Here is a 26,839-nt window from a genome sequence, read left to right as displayed (position 1 = left end):
GCTTATCCCCCCTTAGAACACAGTGCAAAGAACTTCGCCGCCGACACCGGCAGCGCGCGCAGCACGATCCGTCATCACACCTTTGTTGGTGGAGACGATAGACACGCCAAGACCGCCACGAACTTTCGGCAGATCCTCAGCGGACTTGTACTGACGCAGGCCTGGACGGCTAACGCGCTTCACTTCCTCGATGACCGAACGGCCTTCGAAGTACTTCAGCTCGATGGACAGCAGTGGCTTGGTTTCGCTGCTGATCTGATAACCCGCAATGTAGCCTTCGTCTTTCAGGACTTTGGCAACAGCTACCTTCAACTTGGAAGATGGCATGCTTACGACGGACTTTTCAGCCATCTGGGCATTACGGATACGAGTTAGCATGTCCGCTAACGGGTCCTGCATACTCATGGGCTAGACGCTCCTAATACAAAAAAATTAGCCTTGCGGCTACATATGTCGCCGAGAATCTCCGAGCATAGAAAACACGGGCTCAGGCGAGCCGGGTATTCTAGACACACTCCGGAAATGAAACAAGCCCCAAAAGGGGCTTGTTCCAGATTCAAGGTCACCGGTGGTCAGTATCTTGCGATACCTCCCACCTGGACGCTGAAAGTACTTACCAGCTGGCTTTAACCAGACCTGGTACGTCACCACGCATTGCCGCTTCACGCAGTTTGTTACGGCCGAGGCCGAACTTGCGGTAAACGCCGTGTGGACGACCGGTCAGGCGGCAGCGGTTACGCATGCGCGAAGCGCTTGCGTCACGTGGCTGCTTCTGCAGAGCAACTGTAGCTTCCCAACGCGCTTCTGGACTTGCGTTCAGATCAACGATGATCGCTTTCAGTGCTGCACGCTTCTTGGCGTACTTGGCAACCGTGAGCTGACGCTTCAGCTCGCGGTTTTTCATGCTCATCTTGGCCATGGTCCTACTCCAATCAGTTGCGGAACGGGAATTTGAATGCACGCAGCAGAGCGCGGCCTTCATCATCGTTCTTGGCAGTGGTGGTCAGGGTGATGTCCAGACCGCGGAGAGCATCGATCTTGTCGTAGTCGATTTCCGGGAAGATGATCTGCTCTTTCACGCCCATGCTGTAGTTACCACGACCATCGAAGGACTTGGCATTCAGGCCGCGGAAGTCGCGAACCCGAGGCAGGGAGATCGACAGCAGACGATCCAGGAATTCGTACATACGCTCACGGCGCAGGGTCACTTTGACGCCGATCGGCCAACCTTCACGGACTTTAAAGCCAGCGATGGATTTCCGAGCGTAAGTCACAACGACCTTTTGACCGGTGATCTTTTCCAGGTCAGCAACAGCGTGCTCGATGACTTTTTTGTCGCCGATCGCTTCGCCCAGACCCATGTTCAGGGTGATTTTGGTAACGCGCGGAACTTCCATCACGTTCCCGAGCTTAAGTTCTTCCTTAAGCTTGGGGGCGATTTCCTTCCGGTAAATCTCTTGTAGTCGTGCCATGGTCTTATCTACCTAGCAGTGTTCAAGCATCAACCGCTTTTTGGGTCGACTTGAAGACACGAATTTTCTTACCGTCTTCTACTTTGAAACCAACACGATCAGCCTTGTTGGTTTCGCCGTTGAAGATGGCGACGTTAGAAGCGTGCAGTGGCGCTTCTTTCTCGACGATACCGCCCTGTACGCCCGACATCGGGTTAGGCTTGGTATGACGCTTGACCAGGTTCAGACCACCAACGACCAGACGGTCGTCAGCGAGAACCTTCAGCACCTTACCGCGCTTACCTTTGTCTTTGCCGGCGATCACGATGATCTCGTCGTCACGACGAATCTTTTGCATGTCGGATCTCCTTACAGCACTTCTGGGGCGAGCGAGACGATCTTCATGAACTTCTCAGTACGAAGTTCACGGGTCACTGGCCCAAAGATACGGGTGCCGATCGGCTCTTGCTTGTTGTTCAGAAGAACAGCAGCGTTGCCATCAAAGCGGATAATGGAGCCATCTGCACGGCGTACGCCGTGACGAGTGCGGACTACAACAGCAGTCATCACTTGGCCTTTTTTCACCTTACCGCGAGGAATTGCTTCCTTCACGGTAACTTTGATGATGTCACCGATACCAGCGTAACGACGATGGGAGCCACCCAGCACCTTGATGCACATAACACGGCGAGCGCCGCTGTTATCGGCCACATCGAGCATGGATTGAGTCTGAATCATATAATTTCTCCGACCCCTAGTCCTTAGACTTCCACAGCGCGTTCGAGAACATCAACCAGTGCCCAAGACTTGGTCTTGGCCAGCGGACGAGTTTCACGAATAGTGACTTTGTCGCCGATGTGGCACTGATTGGTTTCGTCGTGCGCGTGCAGCTTAGTCGAACGCTTAACATATTTACCGTAGATCGGGTGCTTAACGCGACGCTCGATCAAAACGGTGATGGTTTTGTCCATCTTGTCGCTGACAACACGGCCAGTCAGCGTACGGACAGTCTTTTCGGCTTCAGCCATGATCACTTACCTGCCTGCTGGTTGAGCACAGTCTTCACGCGAGCGATGTCACGCTTAACTTGCGAGAGCAGATGAGACTGCCCCAACTGGCCAGTTGCTTTCTGCATACGCAGATTGAACTGGTCGCGCAGCAGGCCGAGCAGTTGCTCGTTCAGCTGCTGTGCGGATTTTTCACGAAGTTCATTCGCTTTCATCACATCACCGTCCGTTTAACAAAGGAGGTGGCGAGCGGCAGCTTTGCAGCAGCCAGGGCGAAAGCCTCACGCGCCAGCTCTTCAGAAACACCCTCGATTTCATACAGGACTTTGCCTGGCTGAATCTGGGCTACCCAGTATTCCACGTTACCCTTACCTTTACCCATCCGAACCTCGAGAGGTTTTTTGGAGATCGGCTTGTCCGGGAATACACGGATCCAGATCTTGCCGCCACGTTTTACGTGACGGGTCAGAGCACGACGCGCTGACTCGATCTGACGAGCGGTGAGACGACCACGAGCTACAGACTTCAGCGCGAACTCGCCGAAGCTGACTTTGCTACCGCGCTGAGCCAGACCACGGTTGTGGCCTGTCATCTGCTTGCGGAACTTCGTACGCTTAGGTTGCAACATTTGGCGTACCCCTTACTTAGCAGCTTTTTTACGAGGCGCTGGTGCTTGTGGTTTCAGTTCTTCTTGGCGACCACCAATTACTTCGCCTTTGAAGATCCAAACCTTTACACCGATCACACCGTAAGTGGTGTGAGCTTCGTAGTTGGCATAGTCGATGTCGGCACGCAGGGTGTGCAGTGGCACACGACCTTCGCGATACCATTCAGTACGTGCGATTTCAGCACCGCCGAGACGACCGCTCACTTGGATTTTGATGCCTTTGGCACCAATGCGCATGGCGTTCTGTACGGCGCGCTTCATAGCGCGACGGAACATTACGCGACGCTCCAGCTGCTGAGCCACGCTCTGCGCAACCAGCATACCGTCGAGCTCCGGCTTGCGGATCTCTTCGATATTGATGTGCACAGGCACACCCATTTGCTTGGTCAGGTCCTGACGCAGTTTCTCAACATCTTCACCTTTCTTCCCGATAACGATACCTGGACGAGCGGTGTGGATGGTGATACGTGCAGTTTGGGCCGGACGATGGATATCGATACGGCTTACGGACGCGCTTTTTAGTTTGTCTTGGAGATACTCACGCACCTTCAGATCAGCGAACAAGTAGTCCGCATAAGTCCGACCGTCTGCGTACCAGACGGAGGTGTGCTCCTTGACGATTCCCAGGCGAATGCCAATGGGATGTACTTTCTGACCCATCTCTTCGACTCCGTTACTTGTCAGCAACCTTGACAGTGATATGGCAAGACCGCTTGACGATGCGATCAGCACGGCCTTTGGCACGTGGCATGATGCGCTTCAGCGAACGCCCTTCGTTGACGAAAACGGTGCTGACCTTCAGGTCATCAACGTCTGCGCCTTCGTTATGCTCGGCGTTGGCTACGGCCGACTCCAGCACTTTCTTCATGATCTCGGCGGCTTTCTTACTGCTGAAAGCCAACAGGTTGAGCGCTTCGCCCACCTTCTTCCCGCGGATCTGGTCGGCGACCAAGCGGGCTTTCTGGGCGGAGATTCGAGCGCCCGACAACTTAGCGGCTACTTCCATTTCCTTACCCCTTAACGCTTGGCTTTCTTGTCTGCCACGTGCCCACGATAAGTGCGGGTACCGGCAAACTCGCCTAGTTTGTGGCCGACCATGTCTTCGTTAACGAGAACTGGGACGTGTTGACGACCGTTGTGTACTGCGATGGTCAGACCGACCATTTGTGGCAGGATCATCGAACGACGCGACCAGGTCTTAACTGGTTTGCGATCGTTCTTTTCCGCCGCCACTTCGATCTTCTTCAGTAGGTGAAGATCAATAAAAGGACCTTTTTTCAGAGAACGTGGCACTGTCGTATCCCTCTATTTACTTGCGACGACGGACGATCATTTTGTCGGTACGCTTATTACCACGAGTCTTCGCGCCCTTAGTCGGGAAGCCCCATGGCGATACCGGATGACGACCACCAGAGGTACGACCTTCACCACCACCGTGTGGGTGGTCAACCGGGTTCATGGCAACACCACGAACGGTTGGGCGAACGCCACGCCAGCGTTTGGCACCAGCTTTACCCAGCGAACGCAGGCTGTGCTCGGAGTTCGAGACTTCACCCAGGGTCGCGCGGCATTCAGCCAGCACTTTACGCATCTCACCAGAACGCAGACGCAGGGTCACGTAGACACCTTCACGAGCGATCAGCTGAGCCGAAGCACCAGCGGAACGAGCGATTTGCGCGCCTTTACCTGGCTTCAATTCGATGCCGTGTACGGTGCTACCAACTGGAATGTTACGCAGTTGCAGAGCGTTGCCCGGCTTGATCGGTGCCAGGGCACCTGCGATCAGCTGGTCGCCAGCGCTCACGCCTTTAGGGGCGATGATGTAGCGACGCTCGCCATCTGCGTACAGCAGCAGAGCGATGTGAGCAGTACGGTTTGGATCGTATTCGATACGCTCGACAGTGGCAGCGATGCCATCTTTGTCGTTGCGACGGAAGTCGACCAGACGATAATGCTGCTTATGGCCACCACCGATGTGACGAGTGGTAATACGACCATTGTTGTTACGACCACCAGACTTCGATTTCTTCTCGAGCAGCGGTGCGTGAGGAGCGCCTTTATGCAGCTCCTGGTTGACCACCTTGACCACAAAACGGCGGCCAGGGGAAGTCGGTTTGCATTTAACGATTGCCATGATGCACCCCTTCCTTACTCAGCACTGCTGCTGAAATCGAGATCTTGGCCTGGCTGAAGGGAGATAACTGCCTTCTTCCAGTCATTACGCTTGCCCAGACCGCGAGCAGTGCGCTTGCTCTTACCCAGAACATTCAGGGTAGTAACACGCTCTACTTTCACGCTGAACAGGCTTTCGACGGCCTTCTTGATTTCCAGCTTGGTTGCATCGGTTGCAACCTTGAAAACGAACTGGCCTTTCTTGTCAGCCAGAACCGTAGCCTTTTCGGAAACGTGCGGGCCAAGCAGAACTTTAAATACGCGTTCCTGGTTCATCCCAGCAGCTCCTCGAATTTCTTCACGGCCGACACGGTGATCAACACCTTGTCGTATGCGATCAGACTAACTGGATCGGAACCTTGCACGTCACGTACATCAACGTGTGGCAGGTTGCGAGCAGCCAGGTACAGGTTCTGATCAACAGCTTCAGACACGATCAAAACGTCGGTCAGGCTCATGTTGTTCAGCTTGCCCAGCAGATCTTTGGTTTTCGGGCTTTCAACAGCGAAGTCCTGAACCACAACCAGACGATCAGTACGCACGAGTTCAGCAAGGATGGAGCGCAGTGCTGCGCGATACATCTTCTTGTTGAGCTTCTGAGAGTGATCCTGTGGACGAGCTGCGAAAGTGGTACCGCCGCCACGCCAGATTGGGCTACGGATAGTACCGGCACGAGCACGGCCAGTACCTTTCTGACGCCAAGGGCGCTTACCGCCACCACGTACGTCGGAACGGGTCTTTTGCTGCTTGCTACCTTGACGGCCGCCGGCCATGTAGGCCACGACTGCTTGGTGAACCAGCGTCTCGTTGAATTCGCCGCCAAATGTCAGTTCGGAAACTTCGATCGCTTGAGCGTCATTTACATTTAATTGCATGTCAGCTTCCCCTTAACCGCGAGCCTTGGCCGCTGGACGTACAACCAGGTTGCCGCCAGTAGCGCCAGGAACAGCACCCTTGACCAACAACAGATTGCGTTCAGCGTCGACGCGCACTACTTCGAGGGACTGCACGGTCACGCGCTCAGCGCCCATATGACCGGACATTTTTTTGCCCTTGAATACACGACCAGGAGTCTGGCACTGGCCAATAGAGCCCGGGACGCGGTGGGAAACGGAGTTACCGTGAGTGTTGTCTTGGCCACGGAAATTCCAACGCTTGATCGTACCCTGGAAGCCTTTACCCTTGGACTGACCGGTTACATCAACCAGTTGACCAGCGGCGAAGATTTCAGCGTTGATCAGATCGCCAGCCTGGTAGTCGCCGTCTTCGAGACGGAACTCCATAACAGTGCGACCAGCTGCAACGTTTGCTTTAGCGAAGTGACCTGCTTGAGCAGCAGTCACGCGCGAAGCACGACGCTCGCCGACAGTGACTTGCACTGCACGATAGCCATCGGTTTCTTCAGTTTTGAACTGGGTGACGCGATTCGGCTCGATCTCAATGACCGTGACCGGAATGGAGACACCTTCTTCGGTGAAAATACGGGTCATACCGCATTTACGACCGACTACACCAATAGTCATGTTGTAAACCTCATGAGTGTACGGGGCTTTCACCCGCTATGGCCGCCCATTTCAGAGCGTTACACGACTAAGACCCAAGTCTTAGCCGAGGCTGATCTGTACTTCCACACCGGCCGCCAGATCGAGCTTCATAAGTGCATCAACGGTTTTATCCGTTGGCTGGACGATGTCCAGTACGCGCTTATGAGTACGGATCTCGTACTGGTCACGCGCGTCTTTGTTGACGTGCGGGGAGACCAGAACGGTGAACCGCTCTTTACGGGTAGGCAGTGGAATTGGACCACGCACTTGAGCACCAGTACGTTTCGCGGTTTCCACGATTTCCTGGGTGGATTGGTCGATCAGGCGATGGTCAAAAGCCTTCAACCTGATACGGATTTGCTGATTTTGCATTGGATTTCAGACTCCGGCTGCTATTCCCAGCGAGCGCAATACGCCCGTTAAAAGGAGGCGCAATTCTATAGACGCCCCAGATAGGTGTCAACCCAATAAAAAAGGCCCCCGCTAAGCGGGGGCCTTCTCAAAAAATCGAGCTATCTCAGAAGAGATAATTACTCGATGATTTTAGCTACAACGCCAGCACCAACGGTACGGCCGCCTTCGCGGATTGCGAAGCGCAGACCGTCTTCCATTGCGATGGTTTTGATCAGGGTAACAGTCATTTGAATGTTATCGCCTGGCATTACCATTTCAACGCCTTCTGGCAGTTCGCAGTTACCAGTCACGTCAGTAGTACGGAAGTAGAACTGTGGACGGTAGCCTTTGAAGAACGGAGTATGACGGCCGCCTTCTTCCTTGCTCAGAACGTAAACTTCTGCGGTGAACTTGGTGTGCGGCTTAACCGAACCCGGCTTAACCAGAACCTGGCCACGCTCAACGTCGTCACGCTTGGTACCACGCAGCAGAACGCCGCAGTTCTCGCCAGCACGACCTTCGTCGAGCAGTTTGCGGAACATTTCAACACCGGTGCAGGTGGTGACGGTGGTGTCACGCAGACCAACGATTTCCAGTGGATCTTGAACGCGAACGATACCGCGCTCGATACGACCAGTCACAACAGTACCGCGACCGGAGATCGAGAATACGTCTTCGATTGGCATCAGGAACGGCTTGTCGGTCAGACGAACTGGTTCTGGGATGTAGGTATCCAGAGTTTCAACCAGTTTACGAACGGCAGTGGTGCCCATTTCGTTTTCGTCGTTACCTTCCAGAGCCATACGAGCAGAACCGATGATGATCGGAGTGTCGTCGCCTGGGAAGTCGTAAGTGCTCAGCAGATCGCGCACTTCCATCTCAACCAGTTCCAGCAGCTCAGCGTCGTCTACCAGGTCAGCCTTGTTCAGGAAAACCACGATGTACGGAACGCCTACCTGACGGGACAGCAGGATGTGCTCACGGGTTTGTGGCATCGGACCATCAGCGGCCGAGCAAACCAGGATCGCGCCGTCCATCTGGGCAGCACCAGTGATCATGTTCTTCACGTAGTCAGCGTGACCTGGGCAGTCAACGTGAGCGTAGTGACGAATAGTCGAGTTGTACTCAACGTGCGCGGTGTTGATGGTGATACCACGAGCTTTTTCTTCTGGTGCGCTGTCGATCTTGTCGAAGTCAACACGAGCCGAACCGAAAACTTCGGAGCAGACGCGAGTCAGAGCAGCGGTCAGAGTGGTTTTACCGTGGTCAACGTGGCCGATGGTGCCAACGTTTACGTGCGGTAGGGAACGATCAAATTTTTCTTTAGCCACGACAATTAACTCCTTGCCTAAAGGACTGAATCAGCCTTGTTTTTTGGATACAGTTTCAGCGATGTGCGCCGGAGCTGTGTTGTATTTTTTGAATTCCATAGAGTAGCTTGCGCGACCCTGGGACATGGAGCGAACGTCGGTCGCGTAACCGAACATCTCACCCAACGGAACCTCGGCGCGAATCACTTTGCCGGAAACCGTGTCTTCCATACCCAAGATCATGCCGCGACGACGGTTAAGGTCGCCCATGACATCACCCATATAGTCTTCAGGTGTAACAACTTCTACCGCCATGATTGGCTCAAGCAACTCACCACCGCCCTTCTGGGCCAGTTGCTTGGTTGCCATGGAAGCAGCCACCTTAAACGCCATCTCGTTGGAGTCGACGTCGTGGTAAGAACCGTCAAAAACGGTTGCTTTCAGGCCGATCAGCGGATAGCCGGCAACAACACCGTTCTTCATCTGCTCTTCGATACCCTTCTGGATAGCCGGGATGTATTCCTTAGGAACAACACCACCAACTACTTCGTTCACGAATTGCAGACCTTCCTGACCTTCGTCAGCAGGAGCAAAACGGATCCAGCAGTGACCGAACTGACCACGACCGCCGGACTGACGAACGAACTTGCCTTCGATTTCACAGTTCTTCGTGATGCGCTCACGATAGGAAACCTGAGGCTTACCGATGTTGGCTTCGACGTTGAACTCACGGCGCATCCGGTCAACCAGGATGTCCAGGTGCAACTCGCCCATGCCGGAGATGATCGTTTGACCAGTCTCTTCATCAGTCTTGACGCGGAAAGATGGATCTTCCTGAGCAAGTTTGCCCAGAGCGATACCCATTTTTTCCTGGTCATCCTTGGTCTTAGGCTCAACGGCAACCGAAATAACCGGCTCCGGGAAGTCCATGCGAACCAGGATGATTGGCTTAGCAGCGTCGCACAAAGTCTCACCAGTGGTGACGTCCTTCATGCCGATCAGGGCCGCGATGTCACCAGCGCGTACTTCCTTGATCTCTTCACGGGCGTTTGCGTGCATTTGCACCATACGACCCACGCGCTCTTTCTTGCCTTTAACCGAGTTGATCACGCCGTCGCCGGAGGCCAACACGCCCGAGTAAACGCGGACGAAGGTCAAAGTACCCACGAATGGGTCAGTAGCGATCTTGAACGCCAGAGCCGAGAACGGCTCGCTGTCATCGGCGTGACGCTCCATCTCTTCTTCCTCGTTATCAGGGTTGGTACCCTTGATAGCAGGAATGTCAGTTGGGGCAGGCAGGTAGTCGATAACGGCGTCGAGAACCAGGGGAACACCCTTGTTCTTGAAGGAAGAACCGCAAACAGCCAAGACGATCTCACCAGCGATAGTACGCTGACGCAGAGCGGCCTTGATTTCCGCGTTGGTGAGCTCTTCACCTTCGAGGTACTTGTTCATCAGCTCTTCGCTGGCTTCGGCAGCAGCCTCAACCATGTTATTGCGCCACTCGTCAGCCAGCTCCTGCAGTTCTGCAGGGATAGGCTTGCGAACAGGGACCATACCTTTGTCAGCGTCATTCCAGTAAACAGCTTCCATGTTGATCAGATCGATCTGACCCTGGAAGTTGTCTTCGGAACCGATGGCCAATTGGATTGGCACCGGGGTGTGACCCAGACGCTGCTTGATCTGACCGATCACGCGCAGGAAGTTGGCACCAGCACGGTCCATCTTGTTTACGTAAACAAGACGTGGAACGCCGTATTTGTTGGCTTGACGCCATACGGTTTCCGACTGGGGCTCAACACCCGAAGTACCACAGAACACAACGACAGCGCCGTCGAGTACGCGCAGGGAACGTTCAACTTCAATGGTGAAGTCTACGTGGCCCGGGGTATCGATTACGTTGAAGCGATGCTCATCCTTGTACTGCTTCTCGGAACCTTTCCAGAAGGCGGTAATAGCAGCAGAAGTAATGGTAATACCACGCTCCTGCTCCTGAACCATCCAGTCTGTGGTCGCGGCGCCATCATGCACCTCGCCCATTTTGTGACTTTTGCCGGTGTAAAACAGTACGCGCTCGGTGGTGGTGGTTTTACCAGCATCCACGTGAGCAACGATACCGATGTTACGGTAGCGGCTAATCGGAGTAGTACGAGCCATAAAGCCCTCGCAAAATTAGTGAAGCTAAGATTAGAAGCGGTAGTGCGAGAAAGCTTTGTTAGCTTCAGCCATACGGTGCACGTCTTCACGCTTCTTAACAGCAGCACCTTTACCTTCAGCAGCGTCCAACAGTTCGCCAGCCAAACGCAGAGCCATAGACTTCTCGCCGCGCTTACGGGCGAAGTCTACCAACCAGCGCATTGCCAGAGCGTTACGACGGGACGGACGAACTTCAACCGGAACCTGGTAAGTAGCACCGCCTACACGGCGCGACTTCACTTCGACCAGCGGAGCGATGGCGTCGAGAGCTTTCTCGAAGATTTCCAGGGGGTCGCTGTTCTTGCGTTCTTTAACCTTTTCCAGCGCGCCATAAACGATACGCTCGGCAACGGCTTTCTTGCCGCTTTCCATCACGTGGTTCATGAACTTGGCCAGAATTTGGCTTCCGTATTTTGGATCGTCAAGCACTTCGCGCTTGGCTGCTACGCGTCTTCTTGGCATGGATAAGCCCTCAAACGGTCTTCAGGTTCGCTCGGAATCGGTGCCCTTTCGGGACGCCTCCGACCTTACTCTTATCGACTCAGAAAATAAGATGATTCAGTTTTACAAAAAGCCGCTACTACTTAGGCTTCTTGGTACCGTACTTCGAACGACCCTGGTTACGACCTTTAACGCCGGAAGTATCCAAGGAGCCGCGTACGGTGTGGTAACGAACACCTGGCAAGTCTTTTACACGACCGCCGCGGATCAGTACCACGCTGTGCTCTTGCAGGTTGTGGCCTTCACCACCGATGTACGAGGAAACCTCGAAACCGTTGGTCAGACGCACACGGCATACTTTACGCAGTGCCGAGTTAGGTTTTTTCGGCGTAGTGGTATACACGCGAGTGCATACGCCACGACGTTGCGGGCAGTTCTGCAGCGCAGGTACGTCGGATTTCTCGACGATACGCTTACGCGGCTGACGTACCAGCTGGTTGATAGTTGCCATCTACTAGCTCCACTGTTGTCTTGCGACGCTATTGTCTTGCAAGAAAAGCAAAATGGCAGGAACGAATTCCCGCCAAATTTAGGGGTACAAGAGTCTAAAGAGGATCTTGCCCCCAGTCAAGGCAAGGCCCCGACCTCCCCTCTCATCGAACCGCGACAAAATTGCCTCGATCCGACGAATGGGGGCTGCCAGGGCCCAGACTTATTTATCGCAGAACTCAGTTACCGCTAGAGTTCAGCGCTTCGGTCAGTGCAGCTTCCACTTCACTGGCGCTTACGCGCAGCGGCTTGTCAGCATCACGGCGGCGCTTGCGCTCGCTGTGGTAAGCCAAACCGGTACCTGCCGGGATCAGACGACCCACGACCACGTTTTCTTTCAGACCGCGCAGGTAATCGCGCTTGCCGGTTACCGCTGCTTCGGTCAGTACGCGAGTGGTCTCCTGGAAGGAGGCCGCCGAGATGAACGACTCAGTCGACAACGACGCCTTGGTGATACCCAGCAGCACGCGAGTGAACTTGGAAACGAATTTCTCTTCGTTCGTCAGGCGCTCGTTTTCCACCAGCACGTGAGTCAATTCCATCTGGTCGCCCTTGATGAAACTGGAATCGCCAGACTCAGCGATTTCAACTTTACGCAGCATCTGACGCAGGATGGTCTCGATGTGCTTATCGTTGATCTTCACGCCTTGCAGGCGGTAAACGTCCTGGATCTCATTAACGATGTACTTGGCCAGCGCACTCACACCCAGCAGACGCAGGATGTCGTGTGGATCGCTTGGACCGTCGGAGATAACTTCGCCGCGGTTTACCTGTTCGCCTTCGAACACGTTCAGGTGACGCCACTTCGGAATCAGCTCTTCATACGGATCGCTACCGTCGTTCGGGGTAATGACCAGACGGCGCTTGCCCTTGGTCTCTTTACCGAACGCGATGGTACCGCTGACTTCAGCCAGAATCGACGCTTCTTTCGGACGACGAGCTTCGAACAAGTCGGCAACACGCGGCAGACCACCGGTGATGTCACGGGTCTTCGAAGTTTCTTGCGGGATACGCGCGATAACATCACCGATCGCGATCTTCGCACCATCCGCTACACCGACCAGGGCGTTGGCTGGCAGGAAGTACTGAGCGATTACGTCAGTGCCTGGCAGCAACAAGTCCTTGCCGTTGTCATCGACCATCTTCACGGCAGGACGGATGTCTTTACCGGCAGCTGGACGATCTTTCGCGTCGAGTACTTCAATGTTGGTCATACCGGTCAATTCGTCAGTCTGACGCTTGATCGTGATGCCTTCTTCCATGCCCACGTAGGTCACGGTACCTTTCATTTCGGTAACGATTGGGTGAGTGTGCGGATCCCACTTGGCCACGATTGCGCCAGCGTCGACCTTGTCACCTTCTTTAACCGAGATCACAGCACCGTACGGCAGCTTGTAGCGCTCACGCTCACGACCGTAGTCATCAGCGATTGCCAGCTCACCGGAACGGGACACAGCAACCAGGTGGCCATCCACTCGCTCAACGTGCTTCAGGTTGTGCAGACGGACGGTACCGCCATTCTTCACCTGAACGCTGTCAGCTGCGGAGGTCCGGCTTGCCGCACCACCGATGTGGAACGTACGCATGGTCAGCTGGGTACCCGGCTCACCGATGGACTGGGCAGCGATAACGCCGACCGCTTCACCGATGTTCACCTGGTGACCACGAGCCAAGTCACGGCCGTAGCACTTGGCGCAAATGCCATAGCGGGTTTCGCAGCTGATCGGCGAGCGAACAATCACTTCGTCGATGCTGTTGAGTTCGATGAACTCGACCCACTTCTCGTCGACCAGAGTGCCGGCAGGAACGATAACTTCCTCGGTACCTGGCTTGAATACGTCACGGGCAATAACACGACCCAATACGCGCTCACCCAGCGGCTCTACAACGTCACCGCCTTCAATGTGCGGAGTCATCAGCAGGCCGTGCTCGGTGCCGCAATCGATCTCGGTTACAACCAGATCTTGTGCAACGTCTACCAGACGACGCGTCAGGTAACCGGAGTTAGCGGTTTTCAACGCGGTATCCGCCAGACCTTTACGAGCACCGTGAGTGGAGATGAAGTACTGAAGTACGCTCAAACCTTCACGGAAGTTCGCAGTAATCGGCGTTTCGATGATGGAACCGTCCGGCTTGGCCATCAGGCCACGCATACCGGCGAGCTGACGGATCTGCGCAGCAGAACCCCGTGCGCCCGAGTCGGCCATCATGTACATCGAGTTGAAGGATTCCTGGTCAACTTCGACGCCGTGGCGGTCGATGACTTTCTCTTTCGAGAGGTTGGCCATCATCGCCTTGGATACTTCGTCGTTCGCCTTGGACCAAAGGTCGATCACCTTGTTGTACTTCTCGCCCTGGGTTACCAGGCCGGAGGCGTACTGGCTTTCGATCTCTTTCACTTCGTCGGTGGCTGCACCGATGATGCGGGCTTTTTCATCCGGGATAACGAAGTCGTTAACGCCGATGGAAACGCCGGAAATGGTCGAATAAGCAAAACCGGTGTACATCAACTGGTCAGCGAAGATCACGGTCTCTTTCAAACCAACCACGCGGTAGCACTGGTTGATCAGTTTGGAGATCGCCTTTTTCTTCATCGGCAGGTTGACGACATCGTACGACAGACCTTTTGGCACAACTTGATACAACAGCGCACGGCCGACAGTGGTGTCGACGATACGGGTGTTGGTCACGCTGCCGCCGTCACGGTCGTTGACGGTTTCGTTGATCCGCACCTTGACCTTGGCGTGCAGTGCGGCTTCGCCGGCACGGAACACACGGTCAACTTCCTGCAGGTCAGCGAACACACGACCTTCGCCCTTGGCGTTGATCGCTTCACGGGTCATGTAGTACAGACCCAGTACAACGTCCTGCGACGGAACGATGATTGGCTCACCGTTGGCTGGCGACAGAATGTTGTTGGTCGACATCATCAACGCGCGCGCTTCCAACTGGGCTTCCAGTGTCAGCGGTACGTGCACGGCCATTTGGTCGCCGTCGAAGTCGGCGTTGTACGCAGCACAGACCAGCGGGTGCAGCTGAATAGCCTTACCTTCGATCAGTACCGGTTCAAACGCCTGGATACCCAGACGGTGAAGGGTCGGTGCACGGTTGAGGAGAACCGGGTGTTCACGGATCACTTCAGCGAGAACGTCCCAAACCTCTGGCAGTTCGCGCTCGACCATTTTCTTGGCAGCTTTGATGGTGGTCGCGAGACCGCGCATTTCCAGCTTGCCGAAAATGAACGGCTTGAACAGCTCGAGAGCCATCTTCTTCGGCAGACCGCACTGGTGCAGACGCAGGGTCGGGCCTACGGTAATTACCGAACGACCGGAGTAGTCAACACGCTTACCGAGCAAGTTCTGACGGAAACGACCTTGCTTACCCTTGATCATGTCGGCCAAGGATTTCAGAGGACGCTTGTTCGAACCGGTGATAGCGCGGCCACGACGACCGTTGTCGAGCAAGGCATCGACAGCTTCTTGCAACATACGCTTTTCGTTGCGCACGATGATGTCCGGAGCGGACAGGTCAAGCAGGCGCTTCAAGCGGTTGTTACGGTTGATCACGCGACGGTACAGGTCGTTGAGGTCGGAAGTCGCGAAACGACCACCATCCAACGGTACCAGCGGACGCAGATCTGGCGGCAGAACCGGCAGAACGGTCAGCACCATCCACTCTGGCAGGTTGCCGGAACCCTGGAAGGCTTCCATCAACTTCAGACGCTTGGACAGCTTCTTGATCTTGGTTTCGGAGTTGGTTTGCGGAATCTCTTCACGCAGACGGCCAATCTCGTGCTCCAGGTCGATAGCGTGCAGCAGTTCGCGGACAGCTTCGGCACCCATGCGGGCATCGAAATCGTCACCGAATTCTTCCAGCGCTTCGAAGTACTGCTCGTCGTTCAGCAGCTGACCTTTTTCAAGGGTGGTCATGCCTGGATCGATAACGACATAGCTCTCGAAGTAAAGAACGCGTTCGATATCACGCAGGGTCATGTCCATCAGCAAGCCGATACGGGACGGCAGCGATTTCAGGAACCAGATGTGGGCAACCGGCGAAGCCAGCTCGATGTGCGCCATGCGCTCACGACGAACCTTGGCCAGTGCAACTTCAACGCCGCACTTCTCGCAGATCACGCCACGATGCTTCAAGCGCTTGTACTTACCGCACAGGCACTCGTAATCCTTTACCGGGCCAAAGATCTTGGCGCAGAACAGGCCGTCACGCTCAGGTTTGAACGTACGGTAGTTGATGGTTTCCGGCTTTTTAACTTCACCGAACGACCACGAACGGATCATCTCAGGCGATGCCAATCCAATACGGATGGCGTCGAACTCTTCGACTTGACCCTGGTTTTTCAGCAAATTCAGTAGGTCTTTCAAGGCCTTTCCTCCTGGCGGAGCAGAGAGCGGGCTAAACGGCCCCGCTCTCGATTCGCGTCACGTGTTATTCGGTTTCCAGATCGATATCGATGCCGAGGGAACGAATTTCTTTGATCAACACGTTGAAGGACTCGGGCATGCCCGGCTCCATACGGTGATCGCCGTCCACGATGTTTTTGTACATCTTGGTCCGACCGTTCACATCGTCCGACTTCACTGTGAGCATTTCTTGCAGAGTGTAAGCAGCACCGTATGCTTCCAGTGCCCAGACCTCCATCTCCCCGAAACGCTGACCACCGAACTGAGCCTTACCACCCAGCGGCTGCTGAGTAACGAGGCTGTACGAACCGGTAGAACGAGCGTGCATCTTGTCGTCTACCAAGTGGTTCAGCTTCAGCATGTACATGTAGCCAACAGTAACCGGGCGCTCGAACTTGTTGCCGGTACGGCCGTCGAACAGCTGCATCTGGCCGCTTTCTGGCAGGTCTGCCAGTTTCAGCATGGCCTTGATTTCGCTTTCCTTGGCACCGTCGAACACCGGGGTAGCCATTGGAACGCCGCCGCGCAGGTTCTTCGCCAGATCCAGGATTTCCTGGTCGGAGAAGGTATCCAGCTCTTCGTTGCGACCGCCGATCTCGTTGTAGATCTCGTGCAGGAACTTACGCAGGTCTGCGACCTTGCGCTGCTCTTCGATCATACGGTTGATCTTCTCGCCCAGACCTTTGGCCGCGAGGCCCAGGTGGGTTTCAAGGATCTGACCAACGTTCATACGCGAAGGTACGCCCAACGGGTTGAGGACGACGTCGACCGGTGTGCCATTGGCATCGTGCGGCATGTCTTCAACCGGCATGATCACGGAGACCACACCTTTGTTACCGTGACGACCGGCCATCTTGTCGCCCGGTTGGATGCGACGACGGATTGCCAGGTAAACCTTGACGATTTTCAGCACGCCTGGAGCCAGGTCATCGCCCTGCTGCAGTTTGCGCTTCTTGTCTTCGAACTTGTCGTCCAGCAGACGGCGACGATCAACGATATAGGCCTGGGCCTTCTCGAGCTGCTCGTTCAGAGCATCTTCAGCCATGCGCAGTTTGAACCACTGGCCGTGCTCAAGACCGTCGAGAACTTCGTCGGTGATGTCCTGACCTTTCTTCAGACCTGCGCCGCCTTCAGCCTTGTGGCCTACCAGGGCGGAACGCAGACGTTCGAAGGTCGCGCCTTCAACGATACGGAACTCTTCGTTCAGATCCTTGCGGATCTCGTCGAGCTGGGTCTTCTCGATGGACAGTGCACGAGCATCACGCTCAACGCCGTCACGGGTGAAGACCTGTACGTCGATGACAGTACCCTTGGTACCGGTAGGTACGCGCAGGGAAGTGTCTTTAACGTCGCTGGCTTTTTCACCGAAGATCGCACGCAGCAGTTTTTCTTCCGGAGTCAGTTGGGTCTCGCCTTTCGGAGTGACCTTACCTACCAGGATGTCGCCTGCGCCAACTTCAGCACCTACATAAACGATACCGGCTTCGTCCAGCTTGTTCAGTGCAGCTTCACCCACGTTCGGGATGTCTGCAGTGATTTCCTCTGGCCCAAGCTTGGTGTCACGTGCCACACAGGTCAGTTCCTGAATGTGGATCGTGGTGAAACGGTCTTCTTGAACAACACGCTCGGACAGGCAGATGGAGTCTTCGAAGTTGAAGCCGTTCCATGCCATGAACGCGATGCGCATGTTCTGGCCCAGTGCCAGTTCACCCATGTCGGTGGACGGGCCGTCGGCCATGATGTCGCTACGCTGAACGCGATCACCCTTGCTCACCAGCGGACGCTGGTTGATGCAGGTGTTCTGGTTCGAGCGGGTGTATTTGGTCAGGTTGTAGATGTCGACACCGGCTTCGCCAGTTTCAACTTCGTCATCGGCAACACGGACCACGATACGGCTGGCATCAACGGAGTCGATCACGCCGCCACGACGAGCCACGACGCAAACGCCGGAGTCACGGGCTACGTTACGCTCCATGCCGGTACCTACCAGCGGCTTGTCAGCGCGCAGGGTCGGTACAGCTTGACGCTGCATGTTGGAACCCATCAACGCACGGTTGGCGTCGTCGTGCTCGAGGAACGGGATCAGCGACGCTGCAACCGAAACTACCTGCTTCGGCGAAACGTCCATCAAGGTGACGTCTTCCGGCGCCTTGACGGTGAACTCGTTCAAGTGACGAACCGCTACCAGCTCGTCGACCAGGACTTTCTTGTCATTCATCGTGGCCGAGGCCTGGGCGATCACGTGATCAGCTTCTTCGATGGCGGACAGGAACACGATCTCGTCGGTGACCAGAGCGTCTTTCACCACGCGGTACGGGCTCTCGAGGAAGCCGTACTGGTTGGTGCGCGCATACGCAGCCAGGGAGTTGATCAGACCGATGTTCGGACCTTCCGGCGTTTCGATCGGGCAAACACGACCGTAGTGCGTCGGGTGTACGTCACGAACTTCAAAGCCTGCACGCTCACGGGTCAGACCGCCTGGGCCCAGTGCCGAAACACGGCGCTTGTGGGTGATCTCGGAGAGCGGGTTGTTCTGGTCCATGAACTGCGAGAGCTGGCTGGAGCCGAAGAACTCTTTCACCGCCGCAGCCACTGGCTTGGCGTTGATCAGGTCTTGTGGCATCAGGCCTTCGCTTTCAGCCATCGACAGACGCTCTTTGACCGCACGCTCAACACGCACCAGGCCAACGCGGAACTGGTTCTCGGCCATTTCGCCTACGCAGCGAACACGACGGTTACCCAGGTGGTCGATGTCATCGACGATGCCTTTACCGTTACGGATGTCGACCAGAGTCTTCAGTACCGCGACGATGTCTTCCTTGCACAACACGCCCGAACCTTCGATCTCGGTACGACCGATACGACGGTTGAACTTCATCCGGCCGACCGCAGACAGGTCATAGCGCTCAGGGCTGAAGAACAGGTTGTTGAACAGGGTCTCGGCAGCGTCTTTGGTCGGTGGCTCGCCAGGACGCATCATGCGATAGATCTCGACCAGCGCTTCCAATTGGTTGCTGGTGGAGTCGATCTTCAGAGTGTCGGAGATGAACGGACCGCAGTCGATGTCGTTGGTGTACAGGGTCTCGATGCGAACGACCTGAGCCTTGGCGATTTTGGCCAGGATCTCGGTGTTCAGCTCGGTGTTGCACTCAGCCAGGATTTCGCCTGTAGCCGGGTGAACGATGACCTTGGCGGTAGTGCGACCCAGGACGTAGTCCAGAGGCACTTCCAGCTCTTTGATACCGGCTTTTTCGATCTGGTTGATGTGGCGCGCAGTGATACGACGGCCAGCTTCAACAATGACCTTGCCTTTTTCATCCTGGATGTCCAGGACGGCAATTTCACCACGCAGACGCGAAGCGATCAGCTCCAGCTTGAGGGTTTCATCCTTCAGGCTGAATACGTTGGTGGTGTAGAAGGCGTCCAGCACTTGCTCAGTGGTATAGCCGAGCGCGCGCAGCAGTACCGAGGCCGGCAGCTTGCGACGACGGTCGATACGCACGAACACGCAGTCTTTAGGGTCGAACTCGAAGTCCAACCAAGAACCACGGTACGGAATGATCCGCGCGGAGTACAGGAGCTTGCCGGAGCTGTGCGTCTTGCCGCGGTCGTGGTCAAAGAACACGCCCGGGGAACGGTGCAGCTGGGAAACGATAACACGCTCGGTACCGTTGATAACGAAGGTACCGTTCTCAGTCATCAATGGGATTTCGCCCATGTAGACTTCTTGCTCTTTGATGTCCTTGATCGCTTTGTTCGACGATTCTTTGTCGAAAATGATCAGGCGGACTTTTACCCGCAAAGGTACGGCGTACGTAACACCGCGCAACACGCATTCTTTGACATCAAATGCCGGTTCGCCCAAGCGATAACCGACGTACTCCAGCGCAGCATTGCCGGAGTAGCTGATGATCGGGAAAACGGATTTGAAGGCCGCATGCAGGCCCACGTCGCGGAACTGATCTTTGGTCGCTCCCGCCTGCAAGAATTCACGATACGAATCCAGCTGGATAGCCAGAAGGTACGGGACATCCATGACGTCCGGCAACTTGCTAAAGTCCTTGCGGATACGTTTTTTCTCAGTATATGAGTAAGCCATCAGCGTTCCCCAGCTTGGTCACCTGCTTGTTTGGCCCCTCCGACGGGAGCAGCCAGAAAATCTTGCAAACCCCATGGTTTGCACCACCGCATCGGGTGGCTACAGCGCGTTAATGGCGGCGACCGAGTCGACAGCCAAGAACGGAAAAAGGCCGGTGGCAAGAGCCACCAGCCATCAGCCTTCAGCTTAACGCTTGGGCTGGAGACGCAAGGTCGATGCTTACTTCAGCTCGACTTTAGCGCCTGCTTCTTCCAGTACTGCTTTGGCTTTGTCAGCTGCGTCTTTGGCAACAGCTTCCAGAACCAGGGCAGGAGCGCCGTCAACTACAGCCTTGGCTTCTTTCAGGCCCAGACCGGTCAGTTCACGTACTGCCTTGATCACGTTTACTTTCTTCTCGCCAGCTTCGGTCAGCATGACGTTGAATTCGGTTTGCTCTTCAACAACGGCAGCAGCAGCAGCTGGGCCAGCGGAAGCAGCGGCAGCGGAAACGCCGAATTTTTCTTCGAAAGCTTTGATCAGCTCAACAACCTGCAGAACCGACATTTCAGCTACGGCGTTGAGGATATCGTCTTGGGAGATAGACATTGCTGTATTTCCTGAATTGGGGGACGGCCTACGCGGCCATCGAAATAAACAAAAATACGCGAGAGAAGTCGCTCAGCCTTAGGCTGCGGCAGCTTCTTTTTGCTCGCGAACTGCAGCCAGAGTACGAGCCAGCTTGCTGGTAGCGCCTTGAATCACGCTCATCAGCTGCGAAATGGCTTCGTCGCGGGTCGGCAGTGTTGCCAGTACGTCGATTTGGTTAGCTGCGAGGAACTTGCCCTCGAACGCAGCTGCCTTGATCTCGAACTTATCCTGACTCTTGGCGAATTCTTTGAACAAACGGGCAGCAGCGCCTGGATGTTCTTTGGAGAACGCGATCAGAGTCGGGCCGGTGAACACGTCGTTGAGAACACTGTATTCAGTGTCAGCAACAGCGCGCTTGAGCAGGGTGTTACGTACAACACGTACGTATACGCCAGCTTCACGAGCCTCTTTACGGAGTCCGGTCATAGCGCCTACTGTCACACCACGGGCATCAGCCACGACAGCGGACAGAGCAGCTTTGGCAGCCTCGTTGACTTCAGCGACGATGGCCTTCTTGTCTTCGAGATTAATTGCCACGGGTTTAACTCCTGCTTGTTACCGTTTCATCTGGCCGAAGCCGGATGTCGTTTTGGTGTCTGATTCGGTAAGGAACCGGGAGCACCATCTGCGTAGGCTTGTGGTTTAAGACTTGCGCCGCCTACGGTCTTGGATAGCCCCCGCCAGGCAGGGACCCCAATTTTTTCAATTGGCGCAATCTCTCGCGCCAATCTGTGTCTTATACGTCCAGCGAGCCTTGGTCGATGACCAGACCTGGGCCCATAGTGGTGCTCAGGGTAACGCGCTTGACGTAGATACCTTTCGAGGAAGCTGGCTTGATACGCTTCAGATCAGCGATCAGGGCTTCAACGTTTTCCTTCAGCTTGACGGCGTCGAAGCCGACTTTGCCAACGGAGGTGTGAATGATGCCGTTTTTGTCGGTGCGATAACGAACCTGACCAGCCTTGGCGTTTTTAACCGCGGTAGCTACGTCTGGAGTCACGGTGCCGACTTTCGGGTTAGGCATCAGACCACGTGGACCGAGGATCTGACCCAACTGACCTACAACGCGCATTGCATCCGGGGAAGCAATAACCACGTCGTAGTTCAGGTCGCCGCCTTTCATTTCGGCAGCCAGGTCGTCCATGCCAACGCGGTCAGCGCCGGCGGCCAGAGCAGCTTCAGCTGCCGGGCCTTGGGTGAAGACAGCTACACGTACAGTCTTACCGGTACCGTGTGGCAGCACAGTTGCGCTACGAACGACCTGGTCGGATTTACGTGGGTCAACACCCAGGTTTACAGCAACGTCAACGGACTCGCTGAACTTGACAGTCGACAGCTCGGTCAGCAGGGCAGCAGCGTCTACAAAGTTGTAGGACTTGCCTGCTTCGATTTTGCCGGCGATAGCCTTTTGGCGCTTGGTCAGCTTAGCCATTACACACCCTCCACGTTAAGGCCCATGCTACGAGCAGAACCGGCGATGGTACGCACGGCTGCATCCATATCAGCTGCAGTCAGATCCGCGTTTTTGGTTTTCGCGATTTCTTCCAGCTGAGCACGAGTCACGGTGCCAACCTTAACGGTGTTAGGACGAGCGGAACCGCTAGTCAGACCAGCAGCTTTCTTCAGCAGAACCGAAGCCGGGGTCGACTTGGTTTCGAAAGTGAAGCTACGGTCGCTGTATACAGTGATGATCACTGGAGTCGGCAGACCTGGCTCAAGACCCTGAGTACGGGCGTTGAAGGCCTTGCAGAATTCCATGATGTTCACGCCGTGCTGACCCAGAGCTGGACCGACGGGTGGGCTAGGGTTGGCCTGAGCGGCCTTCACTTGCAGCTTGATGTAAGCGGTAATCTTCTTGGCCATGAGGCACTCCAATTACGGGTTCTAACGCCTCGAAAGGCTCCCCGGTTAGTTGCGCGTTTATCCCAGTGACGACAAAACCCCACAGCCTAAGGCTGCGGGGTTGGGATGCTTGCCCAGCTAGACCTTCTCGACCTGGCTGAACTCCAACTCTACCGGAGTAGAGCGACCGAAAATGAGCACTGCCACTTGGATCCGGCTCTTTTCGTAGTTAACTTCTTCGACGGTGCCGTTGAAATCAGCAAACGGACCATCTGTGACACGAACAACCTCACCCGGCTCGAACAAAGTCTTCGGCTTGGGCTTGTCGCTACCATCAGCAACACGACGCAGAATTGCTTCTGCCTCTTTGTCGGTGATCGGAGCAGGCTTATCAGCAGTACCGCCGATAAAACCCATGACACGAGGAGTGTCCTTGACCAAGTGCCAAGTACCTTCATTCATGTCCATCTGAACCAGCACGTAGCCAGGGAAGAACTTGCGTTCGCTTTTACGCTTCTGGCCATTCCGCATTTCAACCACTTCTTCAGTGGGAACCAGAATTTCGCCGAAGCCATCTTCCATGCCTGCGAGCTTTACGCGCTCTAGCAAAGAGCGCATAACATGCTTCTCGTAACCCGAGTAAGCATGCACAACGTACCAACGCTTAGCCACGGGACACCCTTAGCCAACAATCAAGGAAACAAGCCAGCCGAGCAGGGAATCAAGCCCCCACAACAGCAACGCCATAACCAGAACAACAGCCACAACGATCAACGTGGTCTGCGTGGTTTCTTGGCGAGTCGGCCAAACGACTTTACGGATTTCGGTGCGAGCTTCCTTTACCAGGACCGCGAACGACTTGCCTTTAGCAGTCTGCAGGCCTACAAAGGCAGCTACAGCGGCAAGGGCGAGCAAAGCGAGGACGCGGTACAGGATCGGCGAAGCAGAGTAGTACTGATTGCCAACAACGCCTACGACCACCAATGCGACTACGGCGAGCCACTTGACGAGATCGAAACGAGAGCTTTGAGCTTCAGCCTTAGGAGTCATCTATGAAGATCCTGTGAAAAGAAAGCCAGACACACCACGTGAATCTGGCAGGTCAGGAGGGAATCGAACCCCCAACCTACGGTTTTGGAGACCGTCGCTCTGCCAATTGAGCTACTGACCTAAAACAAAATCAGGCCGACCATTATGCAGGCCTGAAAAAGACTTTACAACAACCAACCCCTAGAGACTTGAAAACACCCAGCAACAAAGCCAAGCACAACACAATCAAGCCGAGGCAGCTGTTAAAACAAAGGCAGATATTTTCATATCTGCCTTGTTATATGGAGCTCTTGAGCGGATTTGAACCGCTGACCTCACCCTTACCAAGGGTGTGCTCTACCAACTGAGCTACAAGAGCAAAACACCGTGCACAACCTGCAAACTTGGAGCGGGTAGCGGGAATCGAACCCGCATCATCAGCTTGGAAGGCTGAGGTTCTACCACTAAACTATACCCGCGGAGCTTGCAGCTCACGCTAAAAATGGTGGAGGGGGAAGGATTCGAACCTTCGAAGTCGTAGACGTCAGATTTACAGTCTGATCCCTTTGGCCGCTCGGGAACCCCTCCTAAGCGAGCCGGCATTCTACATCACGCCGGCCTTCTGTCAAGCATTTTCTCATTTAAAAATATGAGGTTAGCTGCGTTGACCTCGCTTCTCACTGAAGGCCTTAAAGGTCTTCACTGCGAAGCGGGCGCCATTCTATGCAAACTATTCGAGAGTTGCAATGCCTTCGCACAGCATTATTTTATGTTTTAACTCATTGAATTCCTTAGCAAGGTTTTCAAAGGGCAGATCATCCGCCAGGCGTCGGCTTTCCGGGGCTACGCGAAGCCAGTAACCCGAGACGTCGGGCGTACTCAGCAACTGAAGCTTGACCTTTATATCCAGGCTAATGAGACGCTGTTCGAGAGATTGCGCTTCGTGCTGATCCGCAAAGCCGCCGATGTACAAGCAGGTGCTTTGCGCATCGGACGCTTTTGCCCGATCCCTGCGGACCACGGCATCCGACGATTCACTCAGCAGTCGAATATCCTGCTGAGAACCCCGATAGAGACTCAAGGGCGTGACATCCTTGGCGCGCAGAGGCGCTTCTTGCTGGTGCCAAATGTAGTAGAAGGCGTTGAGGACGAGTAAAAGCAAAAACAGCCAACGCATAATCACCTCAAGATAAAGGACATGCCATCGCCAACCCGACAAAAACCAAGTCAGGAACGAGTCGGGCCTGGGGCACGGCATCTCGGACCAGATCGGCATCTCCACCGGTCAGGAACACAGTGAAGTCATCACCCCAGTAGCTACGGGCCTGCTCAAGCTGAGTCAACACAAACCCCCTGAGCATCAGCGTGCAGCCGCGCTCGACTGCCTCTACGGTCGTACGACCAGGAGAAAGGCGTTCCAGAGCCCTTTCGGCGGCGGCATCGTCGTAACGGATCTTGCGCGTGTGCGTACGCAGCTGGTTTCGCATGAGCGGCATACCCGGACAAATAAAGCCGCCGAGGTGCTCGCCATCTGCAGCAATAAAATCTGCAGTCGCCGCCGTACCAAAATCAAGCACGAGGCAGGCACCTGAAGCCAATTTGAATCCACCCAACATTGCCAGCCACCGATCAAGCCCAAGACGCTCGAAATCCTCGTAGCCGTTACGTACGCCTGCCATTTCACGCGCAGAGGCCGCACAGGAAACAGCAACGCCAAAAGCCTCCACCAGCGCCTCGGCAAGCCTGCTTGTTTCTTCCTGGGCACGAACGCTCACCAACCGGCAGCGCGTCAGCGACAAGCCAGGCAGCGCCACCAGGCTTTCTATCAACGCGATATCCGAACCTGCAACGCCCTCTGCGCAAGCGCCTACCCCACCTGAGCCGAGCACACGCCATTTGATAAAGCTATTCCCACAGTCGAGCTCAAGAATCATCACGCAACCTCAGGCTTAACTCACCACCACTGTATATTTTCTCGACCCCATCGACGCTTAAACGCAAAGCACCTTGCCCGTCGACGCCGAGCACCACGCCGTCCACTTGGTTGACACCTGCAATGAGCGATACCGCCTTGCCCTGCCACGCATGACTTTGCTCCCATTCCGCCTGAAGTGCTGCGAAGCCAGCGGCTCTATGACGATCAAGATAGCTTTGCAACTGCAAACCGAGCTGTGCCACCAGGACATTACGATTGACAGGAGCCCCCGTCTCGAGCTGCACCGAGGTCCATTGCTGATCAACCTCGTCAGCCTTCTGCATATTCACATTGATCCCAATTCCAAGGACAACGTGACAGATATCAGCAGGGTCCCCTACCAATTCCAGCAATATCCCGGCAATTTTTTTCTGCCCAACCAACACATCGTTTGGCCACTTCAAGGCAGCCCCGCGCATACCCGACTCACGCAGGGCCTGCATGACAGCCAGGCCAACAACAAGACTCAAACCTTCAAGCTGTCGAAGACCACCCTCTATACGCAGTACAAGGCTGTAATACACATTTTGCGCGAAGGGGCTGACCCACTTTCGGCCACGCCTGCCTCTTCCTGCTGTTTGCTGCTCCGCCAGCACCAGGAACGGCGCCGCAGAGCCTGTCTCGACAAGACGCAGTGCTTCGGCATTGGTAGAGTCAATGGAGTCGGAAATATGAACAGGCCACGCCAACGAGGGCGCAAACAGCGCGATCTCCTCAGCACTCAAGAACACCAGCGGCGAAGCCAATTGATACCCTTTGCCACGAACCTTATGGATCGGCAGGTTCAGCTCTGCCTCAAGGTGCTGGAGTTGTTTCCAGACTGCACTTCGACTGACGCCCAGGGCGGCGCCAAGTGCTTCTCCGGAGTGAAATCGGCCGTCTTTCAGAAGTTTTAACAACGTCAGCATGCAAGTATCGCCTCACAATGAGGCACGCATGATAGCCATGCGCAGGGTCATTGCATAGAAAGGCCGGACATAAGCGCTAAAGGTCTCAGCCACCTCCCGGCGCATTTTCGATCGCCCAAAACAAAACCCCTGTTTGCGTTAGCAAACAGGGGTTCTGGAATTTAATCTTGACGATGACCTACTCTCACATGGGGAAACCCCACACTACCAT

General features: G+C 55.1%; 31 protein-coding genes and 4 tRNA genes. All 35 read right to left on the bottom strand.

The annotated features are described in order from the left end of the window. Positions 1-12: 12 nt before the first annotated feature. Positions 13-405: a 30S ribosomal protein S8 gene (gene rpsH, locus AC07SI_RS12640; protein WP_010566853.1), complete on the bottom strand. Its 393-nt coding sequence runs from the start codon at positions 403-405 to the stop codon at positions 13-15. Between the two features lie 208 nt (positions 406-613). Further along, a complete protein-coding gene (rpsN, locus tag AC07SI_RS12635; RefSeq protein ID WP_003176414.1) occupies positions 614-919 on the bottom strand; it encodes a 30S ribosomal protein S14 in 306 nt (101 codons plus the stop codon). Positions 920-932: 13 nt separating this feature from the next. Further along, positions 933-1,472 (bottom strand): 50S ribosomal protein L5, encoded by a 540-nt coding sequence (gene rplE, locus AC07SI_RS12630; protein ID WP_003194642.1) that lies wholly within the window; start codon positions 1,470-1,472, stop codon positions 933-935. A 22-nt stretch (positions 1,473-1,494) separates the two neighbouring features. Continuing rightward, positions 1,495-1,809: a 50S ribosomal protein L24 gene (rplX, locus tag AC07SI_RS12625; RefSeq protein WP_007896770.1), complete on the bottom strand. Its 315-nt coding sequence runs from the start codon at positions 1,807-1,809 to the stop codon at positions 1,495-1,497. An 11-nt stretch (positions 1,810-1,820) separates the two neighbouring features. Then, positions 1,821-2,189: a 50S ribosomal protein L14 gene (gene rplN, locus AC07SI_RS12620; RefSeq protein ID WP_002555479.1), complete on the bottom strand. Its 369-nt coding sequence runs from the start codon at positions 2,187-2,189 to the stop codon at positions 1,821-1,823. A gap of 23 nt (positions 2,190-2,212) precedes the next feature. After that, positions 2,213-2,479: a 30S ribosomal protein S17 gene (gene rpsQ / locus AC07SI_RS12615; protein ID WP_003176419.1), complete on the bottom strand. Its 267-nt coding sequence runs from the start codon at positions 2,477-2,479 to the stop codon at positions 2,213-2,215. Positions 2,480-2,481: 2 nt separating this feature from the next. Next, on the bottom strand, positions 2,482-2,673 hold the full coding sequence (gene rpmC / locus AC07SI_RS12610) for a 50S ribosomal protein L29 (RefSeq protein ID WP_002555481.1): 192 nt from the start codon (positions 2,671-2,673) through the stop codon (positions 2,482-2,484). Then, a complete protein-coding gene (rplP, locus tag AC07SI_RS12605) occupies positions 2,673-3,086 on the bottom strand; it encodes a 50S ribosomal protein L16 (RefSeq protein ID WP_003176421.1) in 414 nt (137 codons plus the stop codon). The genes rpmC and rplP overlap by 1 nt, the downstream gene beginning before the upstream one ends. A gap of 12 nt (positions 3,087-3,098) precedes the next feature. Beyond that, on the bottom strand, positions 3,099-3,785 hold the full coding sequence (rpsC, locus tag AC07SI_RS12600) for a 30S ribosomal protein S3 (RefSeq protein WP_003176422.1): 687 nt from the start codon (positions 3,783-3,785) through the stop codon (positions 3,099-3,101). Positions 3,786-3,798: 13 nt separating this feature from the next. Beyond that, complete coding sequence (gene rplV, locus AC07SI_RS12595) at positions 3,799-4,131, bottom strand: 50S ribosomal protein L22 (protein ID WP_003103908.1); 333 nt, start codon at positions 4,129-4,131, stop codon at positions 3,799-3,801. Positions 4,132-4,142: 11 nt separating this feature from the next. After that, positions 4,143-4,418 carry a 30S ribosomal protein S19 gene (rpsS, locus tag AC07SI_RS12590; RefSeq protein WP_002555486.1) on the bottom strand — a complete coding sequence of 92 codons (276 nt, stop codon included), beginning with the start codon at positions 4,416-4,418 and terminating at the stop codon, positions 4,143-4,145. Between the two features lie 16 nt (positions 4,419-4,434). Continuing rightward, positions 4,435-5,259 (bottom strand): 50S ribosomal protein L2, encoded by an 825-nt coding sequence (gene rplB, locus AC07SI_RS12585; RefSeq protein WP_003186055.1) that lies wholly within the window; start codon positions 5,257-5,259, stop codon positions 4,435-4,437. 14 nt (positions 5,260-5,273) lie between these two features. Then, a complete protein-coding gene (gene rplW, locus AC07SI_RS12580) occupies positions 5,274-5,573 on the bottom strand; it encodes a 50S ribosomal protein L23 (protein ID WP_002555488.1) in 300 nt (99 codons plus the stop codon). After that, positions 5,570-6,172 carry a 50S ribosomal protein L4 gene (gene rplD, locus AC07SI_RS12575; protein ID WP_003176424.1) on the bottom strand — a complete coding sequence of 201 codons (603 nt, stop codon included), beginning with the start codon at positions 6,170-6,172 and terminating at the stop codon, positions 5,570-5,572. Before rplD ends, rplW begins: the two co-directional genes overlap by 4 nt. Positions 6,173-6,184: 12 nt before the next feature. Further along, a complete protein-coding gene (gene rplC / locus AC07SI_RS12570; RefSeq protein WP_003194649.1) occupies positions 6,185-6,820 on the bottom strand; it encodes a 50S ribosomal protein L3 in 636 nt (211 codons plus the stop codon). Positions 6,821-6,901: 81 nt separating this feature from the next. Then, positions 6,902-7,213: a 30S ribosomal protein S10 gene (gene rpsJ, locus AC07SI_RS12565; protein WP_003186070.1), complete on the bottom strand. Its 312-nt coding sequence runs from the start codon at positions 7,211-7,213 to the stop codon at positions 6,902-6,904. Between the two features lie 158 nt (positions 7,214-7,371). Further along, on the bottom strand, positions 7,372-8,565 hold the full coding sequence (gene tuf / locus AC07SI_RS12560) for an elongation factor Tu (RefSeq protein ID WP_025857206.1): 1,194 nt from the start codon (positions 8,563-8,565) through the stop codon (positions 7,372-7,374). Between the two features lie 30 nt (positions 8,566-8,595). Continuing rightward, complete coding sequence (gene fusA, locus AC07SI_RS12555; protein ID WP_065909927.1) at positions 8,596-10,701, bottom strand: elongation factor G; 2,106 nt, start codon at positions 10,699-10,701, stop codon at positions 8,596-8,598. A 30-nt stretch (positions 10,702-10,731) separates the two neighbouring features. Further along, a complete protein-coding gene (rpsG, locus tag AC07SI_RS12550) occupies positions 10,732-11,202 on the bottom strand; it encodes a 30S ribosomal protein S7 (protein ID WP_002555493.1) in 471 nt (156 codons plus the stop codon). Positions 11,203-11,320: 118 nt separating this feature from the next. After that, the gene (gene rpsL, locus AC07SI_RS12545) at positions 11,321-11,692 is read right to left on the bottom strand and encodes a 30S ribosomal protein S12 (protein WP_002555494.1); all 372 of its coding nucleotides are present in this window, start codon (positions 11,690-11,692) and stop codon (positions 11,321-11,323) included. A gap of 217 nt (positions 11,693-11,909) precedes the next feature. Further along, positions 11,910-16,109: a DNA-directed RNA polymerase subunit beta' gene (gene rpoC / locus AC07SI_RS12540; protein ID WP_065909923.1), complete on the bottom strand. Its 4,200-nt coding sequence runs from the start codon at positions 16,107-16,109 to the stop codon at positions 11,910-11,912. A gap of 64 nt (positions 16,110-16,173) precedes the next feature. Beyond that, positions 16,174-20,247 carry a DNA-directed RNA polymerase subunit beta gene (gene rpoB / locus AC07SI_RS12535; RefSeq protein ID WP_025857208.1) on the bottom strand — a complete coding sequence of 1,358 codons (4,074 nt, stop codon included), beginning with the start codon at positions 20,245-20,247 and terminating at the stop codon, positions 16,174-16,176. Between the two features lie 219 nt (positions 20,248-20,466). Then, positions 20,467-20,832, bottom strand: a complete 366-nt coding sequence (gene rplL, locus AC07SI_RS12530) for a 50S ribosomal protein L7/L12 (RefSeq protein ID WP_016969476.1) — start codon at positions 20,830-20,832, stop codon at positions 20,467-20,469. A gap of 78 nt (positions 20,833-20,910) precedes the next feature. Then, positions 20,911-21,411 carry a 50S ribosomal protein L10 gene (gene rplJ, locus AC07SI_RS12525; protein ID WP_016969477.1) on the bottom strand — a complete coding sequence of 167 codons (501 nt, stop codon included), beginning with the start codon at positions 21,409-21,411 and terminating at the stop codon, positions 20,911-20,913. Positions 21,412-21,610: 199 nt separating this feature from the next. Continuing rightward, positions 21,611-22,306 (bottom strand): 50S ribosomal protein L1, encoded by a 696-nt coding sequence (gene rplA, locus AC07SI_RS12520; RefSeq protein ID WP_003176434.1) that lies wholly within the window; start codon positions 22,304-22,306, stop codon positions 21,611-21,613. Next, positions 22,306-22,737, bottom strand: coding sequence for a 50S ribosomal protein L11 (gene rplK / locus AC07SI_RS12515; RefSeq protein WP_003176435.1), 432 nt, complete (start codon positions 22,735-22,737; stop codon positions 22,306-22,308). Before rplK ends, rplA begins: the two co-directional genes overlap by 1 nt. Before the next feature lie 117 nt (positions 22,738-22,854). Beyond that, complete coding sequence (nusG, locus tag AC07SI_RS12510; protein ID WP_003176436.1) at positions 22,855-23,388, bottom strand: transcription termination/antitermination protein NusG; 534 nt, start codon at positions 23,386-23,388, stop codon at positions 22,855-22,857. A gap of 9 nt (positions 23,389-23,397) precedes the next feature. Next, positions 23,398-23,766: a preprotein translocase subunit SecE gene (secE, locus tag AC07SI_RS12505; RefSeq protein ID WP_003194658.1), complete on the bottom strand. Its 369-nt coding sequence runs from the start codon at positions 23,764-23,766 to the stop codon at positions 23,398-23,400. A gap of 45 nt (positions 23,767-23,811) precedes the next feature. Continuing rightward, positions 23,812-23,887: transfer RNA gene (locus AC07SI_RS12500), tRNA-Trp, on the bottom strand. Between the two features lie 161 nt (positions 23,888-24,048). Further along, positions 24,049-24,124 (bottom strand) — tRNA-Thr (locus AC07SI_RS12495). 26 nt (positions 24,125-24,150) lie between these two features. Continuing rightward, a tRNA-Gly gene (locus AC07SI_RS12490) sits at positions 24,151-24,224 on the bottom strand. A gap of 24 nt (positions 24,225-24,248) precedes the next feature. Then, positions 24,249-24,333 (bottom strand) — tRNA-Tyr (locus tag AC07SI_RS12485). A 142-nt stretch (positions 24,334-24,475) separates the two neighbouring features. Further along, the gene (locus AC07SI_RS12480) at positions 24,476-24,922 is read right to left on the bottom strand and encodes a hypothetical protein (protein WP_106802492.1); all 447 of its coding nucleotides are present in this window, start codon (positions 24,920-24,922) and stop codon (positions 24,476-24,478) included. A 7-nt stretch (positions 24,923-24,929) separates the two neighbouring features. Next, entirely contained in the window at positions 24,930-25,679 is a 750-nt protein-coding gene (locus AC07SI_RS12475) for a pantothenate kinase (RefSeq protein WP_495005806.1), read from the bottom strand. Beyond that, on the bottom strand, positions 25,669-26,628 hold the full coding sequence (birA, locus tag AC07SI_RS12470) for a bifunctional biotin--[acetyl-CoA-carboxylase] ligase/biotin operon repressor BirA (RefSeq protein ID WP_120450163.1): 960 nt from the start codon (positions 26,626-26,628) through the stop codon (positions 25,669-25,671). The genes AC07SI_RS12475 and birA overlap by 11 nt, the downstream gene beginning before the upstream one ends. Positions 26,629-26,839: the final 211 nt, after the last annotated feature.

It is taken from the genome of Pseudomonas sp. GW821-FHT05D12, from assembly GCF_059419825.1.
Note: the sequence above shows the minus strand (reverse complement) of the source record. Positions and strands in the feature narration are given on the sequence as shown.